Source organism: Shewanella gelidimarina (genome assembly GCF_023283945.1).
In the GTDB taxonomy this organism is placed as follows: Bacteria; Pseudomonadota; Gammaproteobacteria; order Enterobacterales; family Shewanellaceae; genus Shewanella; species Shewanella gelidimarina.
In genome coordinates, this window is record NZ_JAKIKW010000007.1 from 28,429 (window position 1) to 43,656 (window position 15,228).

The following is a 15,228-nucleotide window of genomic DNA, read 5'->3' on the forward strand; positions in this document are numbered from 1 at the left end:
AAAATCATACTGATAAACAAGCGCTTTAATCATCTTGTAAAATATCAGCAAGTACGGCGACAAATGCGTTGATATCTTCTGCGCAATGCTCTGCTGTTATGGTTATTCGGAGTCTGGCACTTCCCTGAGTTACCGTGGGGGGTCTTATTGCGCCAACCCAAAAACCATGCTCTTTCAATCGTTTTGCTATCGCAAGGGTTCTCGCACTGTCACCGATAATAATCGGTTGAATCGCGGTGGTTGAGCCCGTTAAAGTGATATCTTTTGTTTTACATGCTTCTATAAAACAATCAATGTTCTGCTGCAGCTGTTCATTGAGTGAGGGACGCTCGATAATTGCTTCTACTGCAGCGCAAACAGCGCAAGCCATGGCTGGAGACAACGCCGTCGAATAGATATAATGACGGGCATTGGCCACGAGGTAGTCGATTAACTCACGGCTTCCTAAAATGGCTGCGCCCTGGCCGCCGAGTGCTTTTCCAAAAGTGACTATCTGCGCATCGATATGAATATCGCCGGCAAGTGTGCTGGCGCCAAGCCCCTTGTCGCCGATAATGCCAAAGCCATGTGCATCATCAACAATAAGCCACGCATTATACTGTCGACACAGCGCCGATAACTCAGCCAAAGGCGCAATGTCGCCATCCATGCTAAAGACGCTTTCGGTTAATAAAGCGCAGGGAGCATGACGCTCAAAATGGGTGTTTGCTGATGCTAAATCATTATGCAGAAAACGCTTTATAACAGCGCCACTCTCTTGTAATCCATCAATCACCGAGGCGTGTACCAGTTTATCAGCCAGTACGGTGTCGTTGTCGTTAAACAGGCTTTTCATTAAGGCATTATTGGCGCTAAAACCGGAGCAAAATAGCAATGCGGCTTCGTGGCCTGTTGCTTGGCAAAGGACTTGCTCCAATTGTTGGTGGGCTTGATTATAGCCAGTGACCAACGGAGACGATGTGCCGCCAACACCATAATCCTGCGCGCCTTTATGCAGCGCATCGATGACATTTGCAGACCTCGACAAGCCTAAGTAGTCATTACTGCTAAAATTTATGTAAGGTAAATCATCGACTTCAAAGCAATTAGCATGTTCAGTATCAAGGATAACCTTAACTCTCTTTCTCAACAGTCCTTTATTATCGAGTTCACGATTTTTATCGATGACTCTCGATTGCAGTGAAGGCTGTGTTGTATTTCGATCAGCAGCGTCAGACATTAACTCGACTCAATTGAAAAGCGGAACCCAAGTACTCATAGTATAATAAAAACATATCAATACGTTAGCCAAACGAGGCGCTAAAAATGAATGTTAGCGCCTGATATTGTTTTACGGGAAATTAAAGCGCTGCTGCATCGTAAAATGCTGAGGATTTTTTATCTTGCTGTGCTGCAGCTTTAGCCAGCATGGCTTTATCTTGCTCTTTGGTTGCTGCCACGCCCTGCTCTGGGTGCAAACCTAAACGTTTAAACAAACTCATATCATCATTTTCTTCAGGGTTTGCCGTGGTAAGTAGCTTACAGCCGTAGAAGATTGAGTTTGCCCCCGCAAAGAAGCACATGGCTTGTAATTCATCAGACATGTTTTCACGACCAGCTGACAAACGTACACGAGATTTGGGCATGATAATACGCGCCACGGCGATAGTCCGCACAAACACAAGCGGATCTAAATCTTCAATATTCTCAAATGGCGTGCCTTCGACTTTAACCAACATGTTAATCGGTACTGAATCGGGGTGCTGCTCTAGATTGGCTAACTGCTGCAGTAGCCCTGCTCTATCGGTTGCCTTCTCGCCCATCCCCACAATGCCGCCTGAGCAAACTTTCATTCCTGAAGCTCGCACATTTGATAGCGTGTCTAGTCGATTTTGGTAAGTGCGGGTAGTGATGACTTCACCATAATATTCAGGTGAAGTGTCTAAATTATGGTTGTAATAATCCAGGCCAGCATCGGCTAATTCGCCCGCTTGATCGGATGAAAGCATGCCTAGCGTCATGCACGTTTCCATGCCTAAAGCTTTAACCTCTTCAACCATGGTCTTTAGATAAGGCATGTCGCGCTCTTTAGGATTACGCCAAGCAGCCCCCATACAAAAACGTGAAGCGCCTGCCGCTTTTGCGCTGCGCGCTTCAGTTAAGACCGTTTCCATTGCGACTAAACGTTCTTTTTCTAAACCCGTGTCATAACGAGCACTTTGCGGACAATACTTACAATCTTCCGGGCAAGCACCAGTTTTTATAGAGAGTAAACGGCTGATTTGAACCTCATTGGGATCAAACTCTTGGCGATGTACGCTATGCGCCTGAAACAACAAATCATTCATAGGTAACGCAAACAAGGCTTCTATCTCTTCGCGTTGCCAGTTATTTCTCACTTGTACTTCAGACATACTTAATCCTTTTCTACCACACTCATTAAAAAACGTGCTTTGGTATCAATACTAACGCTGTGTTTATAATTACTGAGCTAATAAATGTACAGGGAAAAGTAAGGGTTATAAATTATATCCTTACTAAGCAGTAACATAAGCCACAGGCATCGCGTGATCTAGTTATTATTTATCTTGCCTAGGATACCTACAAGCCTTAACCTGTCAACGCCAACCAGTTTAAAAGGTTTACCAGCGGTTAAATTATGAACATAAAAAAGCACTCAACCACACAACTAATCGAGCCATCGGCCGATCAAACTATTGATCTAGAATTTGATAAGAACCATCTTTGGCACCCTTATACGTCAATGGAAAATGCCTTGCCGGCTTTTGGTGTGGTCAGCGCTGAAGGGGTCGAACTCACATTGCAAAATGGTGACAAGCTAATCGATGGCACCAGTTCGTGGTGGGCCTGTGTTCATGGTTATAGCCATCCAAAAATAGTGGCCGCGATGCAACAGCAGACGCAGCAGTTAAGCCATGTGATGTTTGGCGGTATCACCCATCGCCCTGCGGTTGAACTGGCAAGAATGCTTGTGAATATGACCAGTGAACGCCTTACAAAGGTGTTTCTAGCCGATTCAGGCTCTATCGCAGTTGAAGTTTCAATGAAAATGGCACTGCAATATTGGCAAGGTAAAGCCAAACCCGATAAACAGAAAATCCTTACGGTCAAGAGCGGTTATCATGGCGATACTTTTGCCGCGATGAGCGTCTGCGATCCTGACGGCGGTATGCATACCATGTTTGGCGAGCTGGTGACCAAGCAGTTGTTTGCCCCCGCGCCAACCTCTTGCTTCGGGGATACGTTCGATCCTGAAGAGTTGGTCTCTATTAGTGACATGTTTGAAAACAATCACCAACAGATTGCGGCGGTATTGATAGAACCCATCATGCAGGGGGCCGGTGGCATGCGTTTTTATCACCCTGAGTATTTAGCCGCATTACGCCGTTTATGTGACAAATACGATGTGTTGCTCATTTTAGATGAAATCGCCACTGGATTTGGCCGTACAGGCAAATTATTTGCCTATGAACACGCCAATATTGAAGCCGACATTTTGTGTTTGGGTAAAGCGCTCACGGGTGGCTATGTATCACTTGCTGCAACAATGTGTAGTGATAAGGTCGCCAAAGGTGTTAGCGACTCCCCTGCAGGCGTTTTCATGCATGGTCCTACTTTTATGGGCAATCCTCTCGCTTGCTCTGCAGCCATCGCCAGTCTTGAACTGATAAACCAACAACAGTGGCAAGCGCAGGTATCAAGTATTGAGTCACAGATGAAATCTGAACTTGCTGACGCCAAGGCATATAGCAACGTTGTGAATGTCAGAGTGCTCGGTGCCGTTGGTGTATTGGAGATGAATTCGACATTGAATACTGCTGAGCTTCAGCAGCAATTTGTTGATTTAGGCGTTTGGATCCGACCTTTCTCCAATCTCATCTACATCATGCCGCCCTATACCATCTCAGCCTCGCAGTTATCTAAGCTCACAACTGCGATGAAAACCGTCGCTAGCCAAATTGAGCTATCTGATGATAAACAGGCGTTTATCAGTCACGGTTAGGACAACTATAAACTCGCTGACGGTAATCGCCGTTGGCGTTGCATTATCTTCTTAGCTCATATTTTTATCGCTTTAAAGATTTAATGTTTAAAACTCAATTCTGTAATGAACCATCTTTTAAATGGGCTTGCGAACGCTCTGGTAAATGCCTTAGTAGATTGCCTTGTGACGAATAATACCGTGCTAATCGTTGCAGCTGCTCAGCTTTAATCACTGGGAAATCCTGTCTATCGATATAACGGCGGTACGTTTGATAAAATAAGCGAGTATTAGCAATAGCATCTAACTGCTGCATCAATGCTTCACCCGTACTCTCTTGTGCCAAACAACACTGACTGTATTTTTCGACCACCGCCGCTAAACTGCCTCCTTGTTGCATCAGCAGTAAGTCAACCTCAACAAAAAAGGCTGCACCGGTCCAATACACCCGCATATAGGCGTGCTGACGCCACATGTCGGCGGAAATATCGCTTAGTTTCCCCGGTTTTGATAACGTGTTTTTACGTCCCCTCTCTAACCCAGACAGCACCTTGTTCATGAATGTCTTTTTATCAATCACCCCACCATTTAGCATGCTGACATTCTGCATATAGGTGGCAAAGCCTTCATTGAGCCAAAACGCTGAATAGTTCAGGTAGGGAAGATATAGGTGTGATAACTCATGATATAAGGTCCAGTCATCAACAAAGTTTTGCAAAGGCCAAGTTGGATTAACTTGCAGCTTAACTTTATTGGGATCACCCCGGATGACTTGAGCAAAAGGGACGGGTTCACTCGCAAATGATTTTTTAACCAATTCGACATTCAATCTGTCGGCAGGCATTGGGCCTAACGTCAGTTCAACCACTTTTACGCCATTTTCAAGCCAGTGCTTCATCTTCTGTAGCTGTGCTTTTTCGATATGAGATTGCTGAATCAAAACCTCAGTGGTATCACGTTCAGCTTTACTATAAGCATCTAAAGGCACTAGCAGCAGAATGAATACCATCGCGAAGCCAAGCAAGAGCCTGCTAATGAGGCCACTAAAGTTAACCGACTTGAGTTGACCGCCAATAGCAAAAACCATCCCTTTTACCTTCATATTCTATCCCTTACTCTATTTAGTTTTCAGCTAATCAGGTGGATTACGTAATGCTAGTGCAAAAGGGACAAATTATTGTGCAAAGGACTGTAACAAAGCATGAACGGTTTCGACGCCAACAAAATGTGGCTCTGGTGGCGTTGGGTGCCATTGAGTCAGCGATATTTTCGCCACGGGCTTTCCGCGTCGCTCAGTCACTCTATTTGGATTTGCCTACCCCAAGCGTTCAAAATCGTCGATTCCAGCGCTAACCGTGCTAAATATTTGGTTACGCTTTAGCCCATAAGGGCCACTTCTAGCGCTGATGTTAACGCATTATAGACGTGCTCTTTAATGATCGCCGTTTGACTGCCCATCATCAGTAACAGTGTGAGTTTCGGCTTGTTGTTGGACTAAGGCACGCTATACATTAGCGGTAACACCTTGCACCTTCGCACTCGCAACAACATCTTCGCGGGGCAATTTATGTTCATAAACCGATTTTGCCAGCGGCTCTGCTGACCTCAGTGAATCGAAACGCTTGCTCTAGCGGGCTCAACGTAAGATGAGTAGATAAGCCAAAGATTTCACGTGTTATTTACAACATCCGCTTATCCTGCTAGTGCACGAAAAGCGTGTGCCAATCATTGAAAGTTAGCAGTGTTACAATCACAAATAGGTGCATTTCTTTTTAAAGCTCAATCGATTAGCGATGCGATTAAGGTAAGAGCAATCATGAGTCGTTGAGTCCGTTCTACATTGAAGTAGGTTCAATAGACCCGAAGCACGCACTTTTCATGTTATTTATTTAGCATTTAACATTAATACTGAATGCCAATATATCAAATGCGGGTTGTTAGGCTTCGACATCAGCTAACGGCTATTTTTCGAACTCACTATTGCAACTGACATTGCCGTTGGAATAACCGTTGGAAGTGTACCAAAGCACCGCGAATCCTCTTCGTTTATTGGATCCGCGCGGTCTGCAATATTCGTTAGCTTGTCACTGTATTTTTAGTTCTCTGTACAATAATCGAGCAACCCCATCTACCAAGCGGAGCATTGTGAAACATTGCCCTGAGCCCTTTTAGGTCAAAAAATGTGATTTTTTCATGATATTTCGCGAAATATGCCCCTGAATGATAAAAATGAATAAAATAAATGGGAAAGTATTGCTATACTTGCGCGGAATTTTAGAACGTAACTCCAATAGAGTAGAAAAATGACTGATTTATCAAAGTACAGAAACATTGGTATCTTTGCTCACGTTGACGCGGGTAAGACCACCACAACTGAGCGTATCCTTAAGCTTACCGGCAAAATCCATAAGATCGGTGAAGTTCATGATGGCGAATCAACAACTGACTTCATGGAACAGGAAGCTGAGCGTGGTATTACCATTCAGTCTGCTGCTGTTAGTTGTTTTTGGGACGGCCACCGTTTCAACGTTATTGACACCCCTGGCCACGTTGACTTCACTGTAGAAGTATATCGTTCTCTTAAGGTTCTTGATGGCGGTATTGGCGTATTCTGTGGTTCTGGTGGTGTTGAACCACAATCAGAAACTAACTGGCGTTATGCTAACGAATCAGAAGTTGCACGTATCATCTTCGTCAACAAATTAGACCGTATGGGTGCTGACTTCCTACGTGTTGTTAAGCAAACTAAAGATGTTCTGGGTGCTAACCCGATCATCATGGTACTTCCTATCGGTATCGAAGATGAGTTCACAGGTCTGGTTGATCTGCTGACTCGTAAGGCTTGGATATGGGACGAAACCGGACAAGCTGAAAACTACAAGATTGAAGAAATTCCTGCTGACATGGTTGACCTTGTAGAAGAATACCGTGAAATGCTAATCGAAACTGCTCTTGAGCAAGACGATGACCTATTAGAAGCATACATGGAAGGCGTAGAGCCATCTATGGAAGACATCAAGCGTTGTATCCGTACCGGTACTCGTAAGATAGAATTCTTCCCAACATACTGTGGTTCTGCTTTCAAGAACAAAGGTATGCAGCTTCTGCTTGACGCCGTTGTTGATTACTTACCAGCTCCACAGGAAGTTGATCCACAGCCGCTTACCGACGAAGAAGGCGAGCCAAATGGTGAATTCGCTATCGTATCTGCCGATGAGCCACTTAGAGCATTAGCATTCAAGATCATGGATGACCGTTTTGGTGCACTAACCTTCGTACGTATTTACTCAGGTACACTTAACAAGGGTGACACCATCCTTAACTCGTTCACAGGTAAAACTGAGCGTGTTGGTCGTATGGTTGAGATGCAAGCCGATGAGCGTAACGAGTTATCTTCAGCACAAGCTGGTGACATCATTGCTATCGTAGGTATGAAGAACGTGCAAACTGGTCACACTATTTGTGATCCTAAGCACCCTTGTACTCTAGAAGCTATGGTATTCCCAGAGCCAGTTATCTCTATCTCTGTTAAGCCGAAAGACAAAGGTGGCAGTGAGAAGATGGGTGTTGCTATCGGTAAGATGATTGCAGAAGATCCTACTTTCCGCGTTGAAACTGATGACGATTCAGGCGAAACCATCCTTAGAGGCATGGGCGAGCTTCACCTAGACATTAAGGTTGATATCCTTAGCCGTACCTACGGTGTTGACCTCGTTGTTGGTGAGCCTCAAGTGGCATACCGTGAAACTATCACTCAGGTTGTTGAAGATAGCTACACCCACAAGAAGCAGTCTGGTGGTTCTGGTCAGTTCGGTAAGATCGATTACATCATCCGTCCAGGCGAAGCCAACACTGGTTTAACATTTACCTCTAAAGTTGTTGGTGGTAACGTACCGAAAGAATTCTGGCCAGCCGTTGAAAAAGGCTTCAAGAGCTTAATGGGTACCGGTACTATCGCTGGTTTCCCTGTGCTTGACGTTGAACTAGAACTTATAGATGGTGCTTTCCACGCAGTTGACTCGTCAGCTATCGCGTTCGAAATCGCTGCTAAAGGTGCTTTCCGTCAGTCAATTCCAAAGGCAGATCCTAAGCTTCTTGAGCCAATCATGGCTGTTGACGTGTTCACTCCAGATGACCATGTTGGTGATGTTATTGGTGACCTTAACCGTCGTCGTGGCATGATTAAAGACCAAATGGCTGGCGTTTCAGGCGTTCGCATCAAGGCTGACGTAGCGTTATCAGAAATGTTTGGTTACATCAGTACACTACGTACTATGACATCAGGCCGTGGTCAGTTCTCTATGGAGTTCTCTCACTACAGTCAGTGTCCAAACAACATTGCTGAGAAAGTTATCGCTGATGTTAGAGAAAGAAAAGCTGCTGAAGCTAAGAAGTAACTATTAATCATAGTTATTGCTCCTAGGAGTTTTACACTTTAATAAAAGCCTATAGATGAAAATCTATAGGCTTTTTTATTGACTCACATATATGGTCATTTTAATCATCTTTATCTTTGACTTACAATAATGCCATTGTTTTTAATAATCTAACGCACGTATTTATTCAGGGCTTAGACGCAAAGTCTCTGTTATCTTACAATGCTAAAATCGACTCACCTTGCCCTAGCCCCTGTTAATATGCCCTCTCGGTTTACAATCTACTTATTCAATCAAAACACTCACACCGCCACGTGTTAGCAGATAACTAATTCAAGTTCAGAGAGACAGCAGATGGTGTTATGCCAGACAAGTGTAAAGCAGGGCCTGTGCTAAACTAGAGCATGTTGAAGGTTTACGCTGTGGTGACAATATTGTGCAGTCGAGGATACCTTGCAAATCGTGATGAACGATGGATTCGCAACAGTGCTGAGCGGTAAGATTGGCCCCATTATGGCTGATACGCCATTTACCATAATGACGTTTTGCGTAATAGTGAAAGCTAAGCAGCCTAATAATTAGTGGGCTTCAAACACTGATCCCATGCGTTTGATACTATTGAGTGGAACATGATGACGATTGCGTTTTGCGCACATTAATTGGTGTTCTAAATCTGTAGGAACACCCATTTGCTGTATGCGAACCTCGTACCCTAACGCTACTGCAGCAGCTTGATATGCCTTAAACTCCCACAATGCTAGATTGGTGTTATCACAAATAACAAACGCTACACCATCCGACATCGCTTCAATAAAGGCTGTCAGGTTTAATTGGTGATATTTGGACAACAATTTCACATTAAACTGATAAATACCGTTTTGACAAAAGTACTGGTCGGTTGAAAAAACCTCGACTTGAGCGGGCGTGCCGCTCAACTCCATCTGCTGAACTTTAGCCTCGACAAACTGCGACACCCAGTAACTTTTACCACTACCAGGCAGTCCACGCATTATAATCGCCTGCCTCGGAGTATCAATTTGTTCACGCATTGACGCTACCCTACTTGTAACTGATCATTAAGAACTTTACCTTGAAGGATCTGTTCAACTAATTTGGGTAAAACCTCACTGGCTTTACCCTCTAAATGATACTGAAATTGACTGTGGCGATCTGCAGGCAATAAATTAACATCAATCGTTTGAGCACCATGATGATTAGCGGTATCGACAAAACCCGCTGCGGGATAAACCGAGCCTGAAGTGCCAATGGCAATAAACAGATCGCATGTATCCAATGCATGTTGAATTCTATCGAGGCCTATTGGCATCTCTCCAAACCAAACAACATGAGGCCTGAGCCTTTGCGCTGGAATACAGCAGGTACAAGTATGATCTGGGCCAAAAGGCTCTCTAAGCAGAAAGGTTTGTCTGGAACGCGGACAACGTCCTTTTGAAAGCTCGCCATGCATATGCAATAAACGCTTTGATCCCGCTCTCTCATGCAAATCATCAATGTTCTGTGTTACGACGAGCAACTTACCATCGAATTCACTTTCTAATTTGGCCAGGGCTAAATGACCTGCGTTAGGCTCAATGGACCCATTATGAAACTGTTGCCAGCGCTCATTATAAAATTTTTCAACGAGCAGCGGGTCATTCTCATAACCTTCAGGTGTGGCAACCTCTTCAATCTTGTGCTCTTCCCATAAACCATCTTGATCTCGAAAAGTACGTAATCCAGATTCTGCGGAGATCCCTGCTCCGGTTAGTATCACTATCTGCTGGTACATCTACAATCCTATTTCTTAGTTTTATTATTTCCATTTTGCCTAGTTAACAACCCTTTTCACATTAGGCGTTAGTATAAACAGTAATAACAATACAAAAAGTATGCTTAAATTGCTTGTTTTATATCGGCTTTATCGCTTTTATCTACAATAGATGGCTTATTGATAGATCAAAGGTTTAAGTTTTCTAATTGTGCACATATAATGGATTGCATACCCACATATGAACTGGCTCGTGTTATCAGGCCGTTCTGCAATCAAGAGACCAATAATGACAGATGGAAATCAAGCGCTAAAGAAAGCGGGTTTGAAAGTAACCTTACCACGAGTCAAAATTTTAGAATTGATGCAAGCGCCAGAGAGTCAACACATCAGTGCTGAAGATCTCTATAAAAAACTGCTCGTATTGGGTGAAGAAATTGGATTAGCAACTGTTTATCGAGTTCTCAATCAGTTTGACGATGCTGGCATTGTTACCCGCCACCACTTTGAAAGCGGCAAAGCAGTATTTGAACTTGCTACCCAGCATCATCATGACCATCTAGTTTGTTTAACTTGTGGCAAAGTGTTCGAATTCTCAGACGATATGATTGAGCAGCGTCAAGATGAAATCGCGATGAAGCACAATATTAAACTGACAAACCACAGTTTATACCTTTATGGTGTTTGCACTAACGACAACTGCGAGCACGGCGAAGCGTAAAAGAAATTAAAAAAACAAAAACCAGCTTAATGCTGGTTTTTTTGTTTTATCCCCATTCCACTATATAGATGCTCATTCCGCGGGAATTGAAATCACTGTAGGTGAGTAAATGGGTTATCGATATTAGAGATGTTTGTGAAAGACGTTGACTTTATGCCCCATAAATTTGTCTCTACCACGTTCTGTCATACCTAACTTTTTAGCGACCCCCTCAGAGCCTTTATTACCGATCAAAATCAATGCAATCGCTTCTTTGACACCGTAATCTACGAATTTTGATAGTGCGGCACTGCCAGCCTCGCCTCCGATCCCTTGCCCCCAATAAGCGGGTAAGTAACGGTATCCCAGCTCCACTTCATCAAACTCGTCGATATATTTCGGCCCACAAAAACCGATAACTTTACCGTCGGCCTTATGCTCTACGGCCCAACGGCCATAGCCAAACTGTTCATAATTTTTCAATATCATATTTTCGAAAATCTGTTCAGCCTGAGAAATGTTCGTCATCGGCGCACCCGGTATATAGGTGAGAATTTCCGGAATACTATTAAGTAAAAAAATAGCTTTAATATCTTTAGACTCAAACCTGCGTAAGATTAGCCGTTCCGTTTCTGCGATTATCACTTTGAACTCCTTGGTATTGCACATCACTGCAACATACGACTGATTCAGCTTTGTATGCCTATCTGTATTCGCGACTCATTGACGATTATTGCTATTAATATACCCAGTTTCTGTTTAAATTAGAAAGTATTAAAACAAGTTTGCCTAAATTGCAATAATGGCTTTCAATATCACTGAGACTTATCTGCTGTATAATAGTAAGGAACAATTATGACCATCATGCAAAAATTCTTTTGGATTATCGCTTCCTTTGGAAATTTGTTCGCCATTAACTTTGCCCTCAGCCAAGTAGGTGTGGGGACGATATTATTACTGCTGTTTACGCTCAGCTATACCGCTGTTGGTTATTTTGATATGTACCACAGCAAACATACTTTAAATCGTTTATACCCTGTTGTGGCGCATATTCGATACTTCCTTGAATCCTATCGTGTCGAAATTCAACAATATTTTATTGCCAATGACACTGAAGAGAAACCTTTTAACCGCGAGCAGCGCTCACTAGTGTATCAAAGAGCTAAAAATGTACGTGACACCATTGCTTTTGGTACTCAGCGCGACCTTTTAGAAGATAATTATTTAAGCCTCTGGCAGTCATTACACCCTCTGCATGTGGTTGCAGAGGCTAAACGTGTTCGCTTTGGTGGGCCAGACTGCTTAAAACCCTACGATGCCTCCTACTTAAACATATCAGCAATGAGCTTTGGCTCTCTTAGTGCCAATGCTATTGAAGCGTTAAACTTGGGCGCCCTAAAAGCGGGCTGTTACCACAATACAGGTGAAGGTAGTGTTAGTCCTTACCACTTGAAACATCATGGTGATATCGTTTGGCAGATTGGCTCAGGATTATTTGGATGCCGTGATGATGAAGGTAACTTTAACCCAGACACCTTCAGTGCCATGGCAACTCGACCACAGATAAAGATGATTGAGATAAAGCTCTCACAAGGTGCAAAACCCGGACATGGTGGCGTTTTACCCGCAGCGAAAATCACTGATGAAATTGCCGCTATACGCCATATTCCCAAAGACAGGGATTGTGTATCACCCGCGGTTAACCCTGAATGCACAACGCCCAAGGCCCTGCTCAATTTTGTCGTCAAACTCAGAACATTAAGCGAAGGGAAACCCGTTGGATTCAAGCTATGCATGGGTAATCCAGTCGAATTTCTGGGGCTGTGCAAAGCGATGATCGAAACAGGGATAACCCCCGACTTCATCACCGTAGATGGCGCAGAGGGTGGCACTGGCGCCGCACCCGTCGAGTTTTCTAACCGTCTGGGCATGGTATGCCTCGAAGGCGTATATTTTGTTCACAATGCGCTTATAGGCGCAGGACTCAGAGACAAAATTAATATTATCGCTTCGGGTAAAACAGCATCCAGTTTCGACTTGTTAGCCAAAATTGCCATGGGTGCGGATACCGTTAATGCAGCCCGCACCATGATGATGTCGCTTGGCTGTATTCAATCTCGTCATTGTAATAACAACATGTGTCCGACGGGCATTGCCACACAAGATCCCGCCAGAAGCAAGGCGGTTAATGTGGTTGAAAAAAGTGAACGGGTTAAAAACTACCACAACAACACCATTGAAAGCTTCTTTGAACTGGTCGGTACCATGGGGTTAGATAATCCAGCCAAACTCATGCCGCATATGCTAAAAAGACGCACCCCATATGGCCTACTAATGTCAGTAGGCAGTCTCATTGAGCCTTTAAAGGAAAATGACTTGGTCGATGAAAAACCCATAGAGGGGCCTTGGAGAGACTGGTGGCGGATGGCAAGCAGCGAAGATTTTTACAGTGAAGATACCTATGTACTATCGCCAGCGGAGTTTTCTCGCTCTAGACATGCGAGCAATAATGTAAATCACTCATAATAAAATCGCTAACCAAAAGCTCATTGAAAATACACACAGTACTGTGGAAAGCACCACAGTACTGGCTATAACTGTTTGTTGAGCCTTAACTTGCATTGCGACCAGATATGCATTGATACCGAGAGGTGAAGCACTTAACAATACAAGTACCGCTAACAGTTGCTGTTCCAACTTAAATAATAACCCCAAAGCATAAACAAGCGCGGGGAGCACTAATAACTTAACCAATGAAGCAAGCAATGCCAATTTCCAGTCCTTAGCTATTTTATAAAAACTCAGGTTGGCACCCAACACAAAAAGTGCACAAGCTAACGCTGGCTGACTAAGTAAATTAATCCCATTAACCACATTTTCATAAAGCGGAATGTGCAGTATATTCAGCAGTAAACCTAAAGAAATACTCATCACTATCGGGTTAAGCACTATTCCTTTTATAAAAGGCCAACACTTAACACCAGCGCCCTCTTCCCTTAACGCTAGCATGAAGGTTAAAGAGAACAGTAATGCACTATGAAATGTAATGATTACAAATACATTTCCCATCATCTCTTGTCCAAGCGCACCCACAATAATAGGCAGGCCGACCAAGATTGTATTTGAATAACTGCATCCGAGACCGTAAGCAGACGCATTAGCGATAAGCTTACTTTGGCCTTTGCGTAGGAAACAATATAACGCTACGCCGATGCCATATGCTGCAAGTACAGGCAAGTAAAAACAGGCTAAGGCTTTAATATCAAAGCTCTTACTAAGATCTGCTTGAACCATATTAATAAACAAAAACGCAGGTATGCTGAGATAGAAGGTAAACAAACTAATACCACTAATTTGTTCTTTAGAAAAAACGGATTTAGTGGTTAATACATAACCTAAAACAGCCATAAAAATTAGCGGGAAAACGATTGAGATAATAACCATTTTTTGTTTACAACATCCTGTAGAATCGTTAGTAACCCAAGTCTATCGACCGAGGAAAATTAGCCGTAATGATAACAGATTAAAGGGATGTTAAAGTTATTTCACGAAGTGAACCAAGGGAAACACTGACTTATATGAAAATAGTGATTGGAGTTAGAAGTGAAATTATTGAGGGGCTAAAAGCATCCGCTGCTAACAATATTAAATATTTCAAAAATGAGACTCGATCCCTAAAGAAGACCCCACAGACTCGTTGACCGAGCTTAATTATTGGTGATGTTTAGTGGTATGACATTACAAAAAATTTCTTTCTCAAACTGCTCTTCGAGCTTTACACGCCACGATTGTTTATTAATCGGTACCAGATAAAAATTCTCACGAGACGTGTCCGTCACAAAGGCTAGATCATGACGCATTAATTCAAAATGAATATCATTAACAAAATCTGATGAAAAATTTTGCCGACCCGTAAGTTGATTGATATCTTTTCGGCTTAAAGATACTCCTTCATTAAGCCCTTCAAACCTTAACCTTAACCAATCCGAAAACTCTTTTGCACTGACCATAGACATATAATGTACCTACAAGTTCCTCTATAGATAAATTAGGTATAACAGATAGCGACCATATCGCCATATTTTTGACTGAATATAGCCATTTTGACACCATAAGTTCTAGCTACGTAGGTAAACACACTTTAAAGCTCTAAAAACACTGAGGCGGATTAATATACAGACACTAACCGTGCTTCTTTAAATGAGTCTTATCCACTGTTCAACCCATCACCTTAACGGCATACCGATAGCTTGCTTAAAGCTGCAACTCGATTAGTTTCTTGTTTAATCTATAGGCCTGCAATATGATTCGCTGATTAATATTTTTAATCGTTAAAACACCGTTAACGCCGCCGACTTTAATGTAAGAAGTGTTGGTAGAAATATTTTATGATAGCTAATGC

At 43.1% G+C, this 15,228-nt stretch carries 12 protein-coding genes; 4 read left to right on the forward strand and 8 right to left on the reverse strand.

The annotated features are described in order from the left end of the window. Positions 1-25: 25 nt before the first annotated feature. Together L2729_RS08115 and bioB are read right to left on the reverse strand one after the other, a co-directional pair. Positions 26-1,219, reverse strand: coding sequence for an 8-amino-7-oxononanoate synthase (locus L2729_RS08115; RefSeq protein WP_248987825.1), 1,194 nt, complete (start codon positions 1,217-1,219; stop codon positions 26-28). Between the two features lie 121 nt (positions 1,220-1,340). Beyond that, entirely contained in the window at positions 1,341-2,393 is a 1,053-nt protein-coding gene (bioB, locus tag L2729_RS08120; RefSeq protein WP_248987826.1) for a biotin synthase BioB, read from the reverse strand. Between the two features lie 245 nt (positions 2,394-2,638). Between bioB and bioA the strand changes: the two genes are divergently transcribed. Further along, on the forward strand, positions 2,639-4,003 hold the full coding sequence (gene bioA / locus L2729_RS08125) for an adenosylmethionine--8-amino-7-oxononanoate transaminase (RefSeq protein ID WP_248987827.1): 1,365 nt from the start codon (positions 2,639-2,641) through the stop codon (positions 4,001-4,003). Between the two features lie 94 nt (positions 4,004-4,097). On the opposite strand, the gene L2729_RS08130 is transcribed toward bioA, so the two are convergent. Further along, the gene (locus tag L2729_RS08130) at positions 4,098-5,084 is read right to left on the reverse strand and encodes a M61 family metallopeptidase (protein WP_248987828.1); all 987 of its coding nucleotides are present in this window, start codon (positions 5,082-5,084) and stop codon (positions 4,098-4,100) included. A gap of 1,201 nt (positions 5,085-6,285) precedes the next feature. On the opposite strand from L2729_RS08130, the gene fusA reads away from it, so the two are divergent. Further along, positions 6,286-8,379: an elongation factor G gene (gene fusA, locus L2729_RS08135; RefSeq protein WP_248987829.1), complete on the forward strand. Its 2,094-nt coding sequence runs from the start codon at positions 6,286-6,288 to the stop codon at positions 8,377-8,379. Positions 8,380-8,936: 557 nt separating this feature from the next. Here the strand turns inward: fusA and L2729_RS08140 are convergent. Both L2729_RS08140 and cobB read right to left on the reverse strand, forming a co-directional pair. Next, positions 8,937-9,407 carry an AAA family ATPase gene (locus L2729_RS08140; RefSeq protein ID WP_248987830.1) on the reverse strand — a complete coding sequence of 157 codons (471 nt, stop codon included), beginning with the start codon at positions 9,405-9,407 and terminating at the stop codon, positions 8,937-8,939. Positions 9,408-9,412: 5 nt separating this feature from the next. Beyond that, positions 9,413-10,147: a Sir2 family NAD+-dependent deacetylase gene (cobB, locus tag L2729_RS08145; RefSeq protein ID WP_248987831.1), complete on the reverse strand. Its 735-nt coding sequence runs from the start codon at positions 10,145-10,147 to the stop codon at positions 9,413-9,415. A 268-nt stretch (positions 10,148-10,415) separates the two neighbouring features. Between cobB and fur the strand changes: the two genes are divergently transcribed. Beyond that, on the forward strand, positions 10,416-10,847 hold the full coding sequence (gene fur, locus L2729_RS08150) for a ferric iron uptake transcriptional regulator (RefSeq protein ID WP_101091237.1): 432 nt from the start codon (positions 10,416-10,418) through the stop codon (positions 10,845-10,847). 123 nt (positions 10,848-10,970) lie between these two features. On the opposite strand, the gene L2729_RS08155 is transcribed toward fur, so the two are convergent. Further along, positions 10,971-11,471, reverse strand: coding sequence for a GNAT family N-acetyltransferase (locus tag L2729_RS08155; RefSeq protein ID WP_248987832.1), 501 nt, complete (start codon positions 11,469-11,471; stop codon positions 10,971-10,973). Positions 11,472-11,681: 210 nt separating this feature from the next. On the opposite strand from L2729_RS08155, the gene L2729_RS08160 reads away from it, so the two are divergent. Then, entirely contained in the window at positions 11,682-13,352 is a 1,671-nt protein-coding gene (locus L2729_RS08160) for an FMN-binding glutamate synthase family protein (RefSeq protein WP_248987833.1), read from the forward strand. Here L2729_RS08160 and L2729_RS08165 read toward each other — a convergent pair. Continuing rightward, positions 13,347-14,270 carry an AEC family transporter gene (locus L2729_RS08165; RefSeq protein WP_248987834.1) on the reverse strand — a complete coding sequence of 308 codons (924 nt, stop codon included), beginning with the start codon at positions 14,268-14,270 and terminating at the stop codon, positions 13,347-13,349. The genes L2729_RS08160 and L2729_RS08165 overlap by 6 nt on opposite strands. A gap of 263 nt (positions 14,271-14,533) precedes the next feature. Beyond that, complete coding sequence (locus tag L2729_RS08170) at positions 14,534-14,842, reverse strand: hypothetical protein (protein ID WP_248987835.1); 309 nt, start codon at positions 14,840-14,842, stop codon at positions 14,534-14,536. Between the last annotated feature and the right edge of the window lie 386 nt (positions 14,843-15,228).

Excerpts from the sequence above, each read along its gene's own strand:
- bioB (WP_248987826.1), bottom strand. The coding sequence starts at position 2,393 with ATGTCTGAAGTACAAGTGAGAAATAACTGGCAACGCGAAGAGATAGAA.
- L2729_RS08130 (WP_248987828.1), bottom strand. The coding sequence starts at position 5,084 with ATGAAGGTAAAAGGGATGGTTTTTGCTATTGGCGGTCAACTCAAGTCG.
- fusA (WP_248987829.1), top strand. The coding sequence starts at position 6,286 with ATGACTGATTTATCAAAGTACAGAAACATTGGTATCTTTGCTCACGTT.
- L2729_RS08140 (WP_248987830.1), bottom strand. The coding sequence starts at position 9,407 with ATGCGTGAACAAATTGATACTCCGAGGCAGGCGATTATAATGCGTGGA.
- fur (WP_101091237.1), top strand. The coding sequence starts at position 10,416 with ATGACAGATGGAAATCAAGCGCTAAAGAAAGCGGGTTTGAAAGTAACC.
- bioA (WP_248987827.1), top strand. The coding sequence starts at position 2,639 with ATGAACATAAAAAAGCACTCAACCACACAACTAATCGAGCCATCGGCC.
- cobB (WP_248987831.1), bottom strand. The coding sequence starts at position 10,147 with ATGTACCAGCAGATAGTGATACTAACCGGAGCAGGGATCTCCGCAGAA.
- L2729_RS08115 (WP_248987825.1), bottom strand. The coding sequence starts at position 1,219 with ATGTCTGACGCTGCTGATCGAAATACAACACAGCCTTCACTGCAATCG.
- L2729_RS08160 (WP_248987833.1), top strand. The coding sequence starts at position 11,682 with ATGACCATCATGCAAAAATTCTTTTGGATTATCGCTTCCTTTGGAAAT.
- L2729_RS08170 (WP_248987835.1), bottom strand. The coding sequence starts at position 14,842 with ATGTCTATGGTCAGTGCAAAAGAGTTTTCGGATTGGTTAAGGTTAAGG.
- L2729_RS08165 (WP_248987834.1), bottom strand. The coding sequence starts at position 14,270 with ATGGTTATTATCTCAATCGTTTTCCCGCTAATTTTTATGGCTGTTTTA.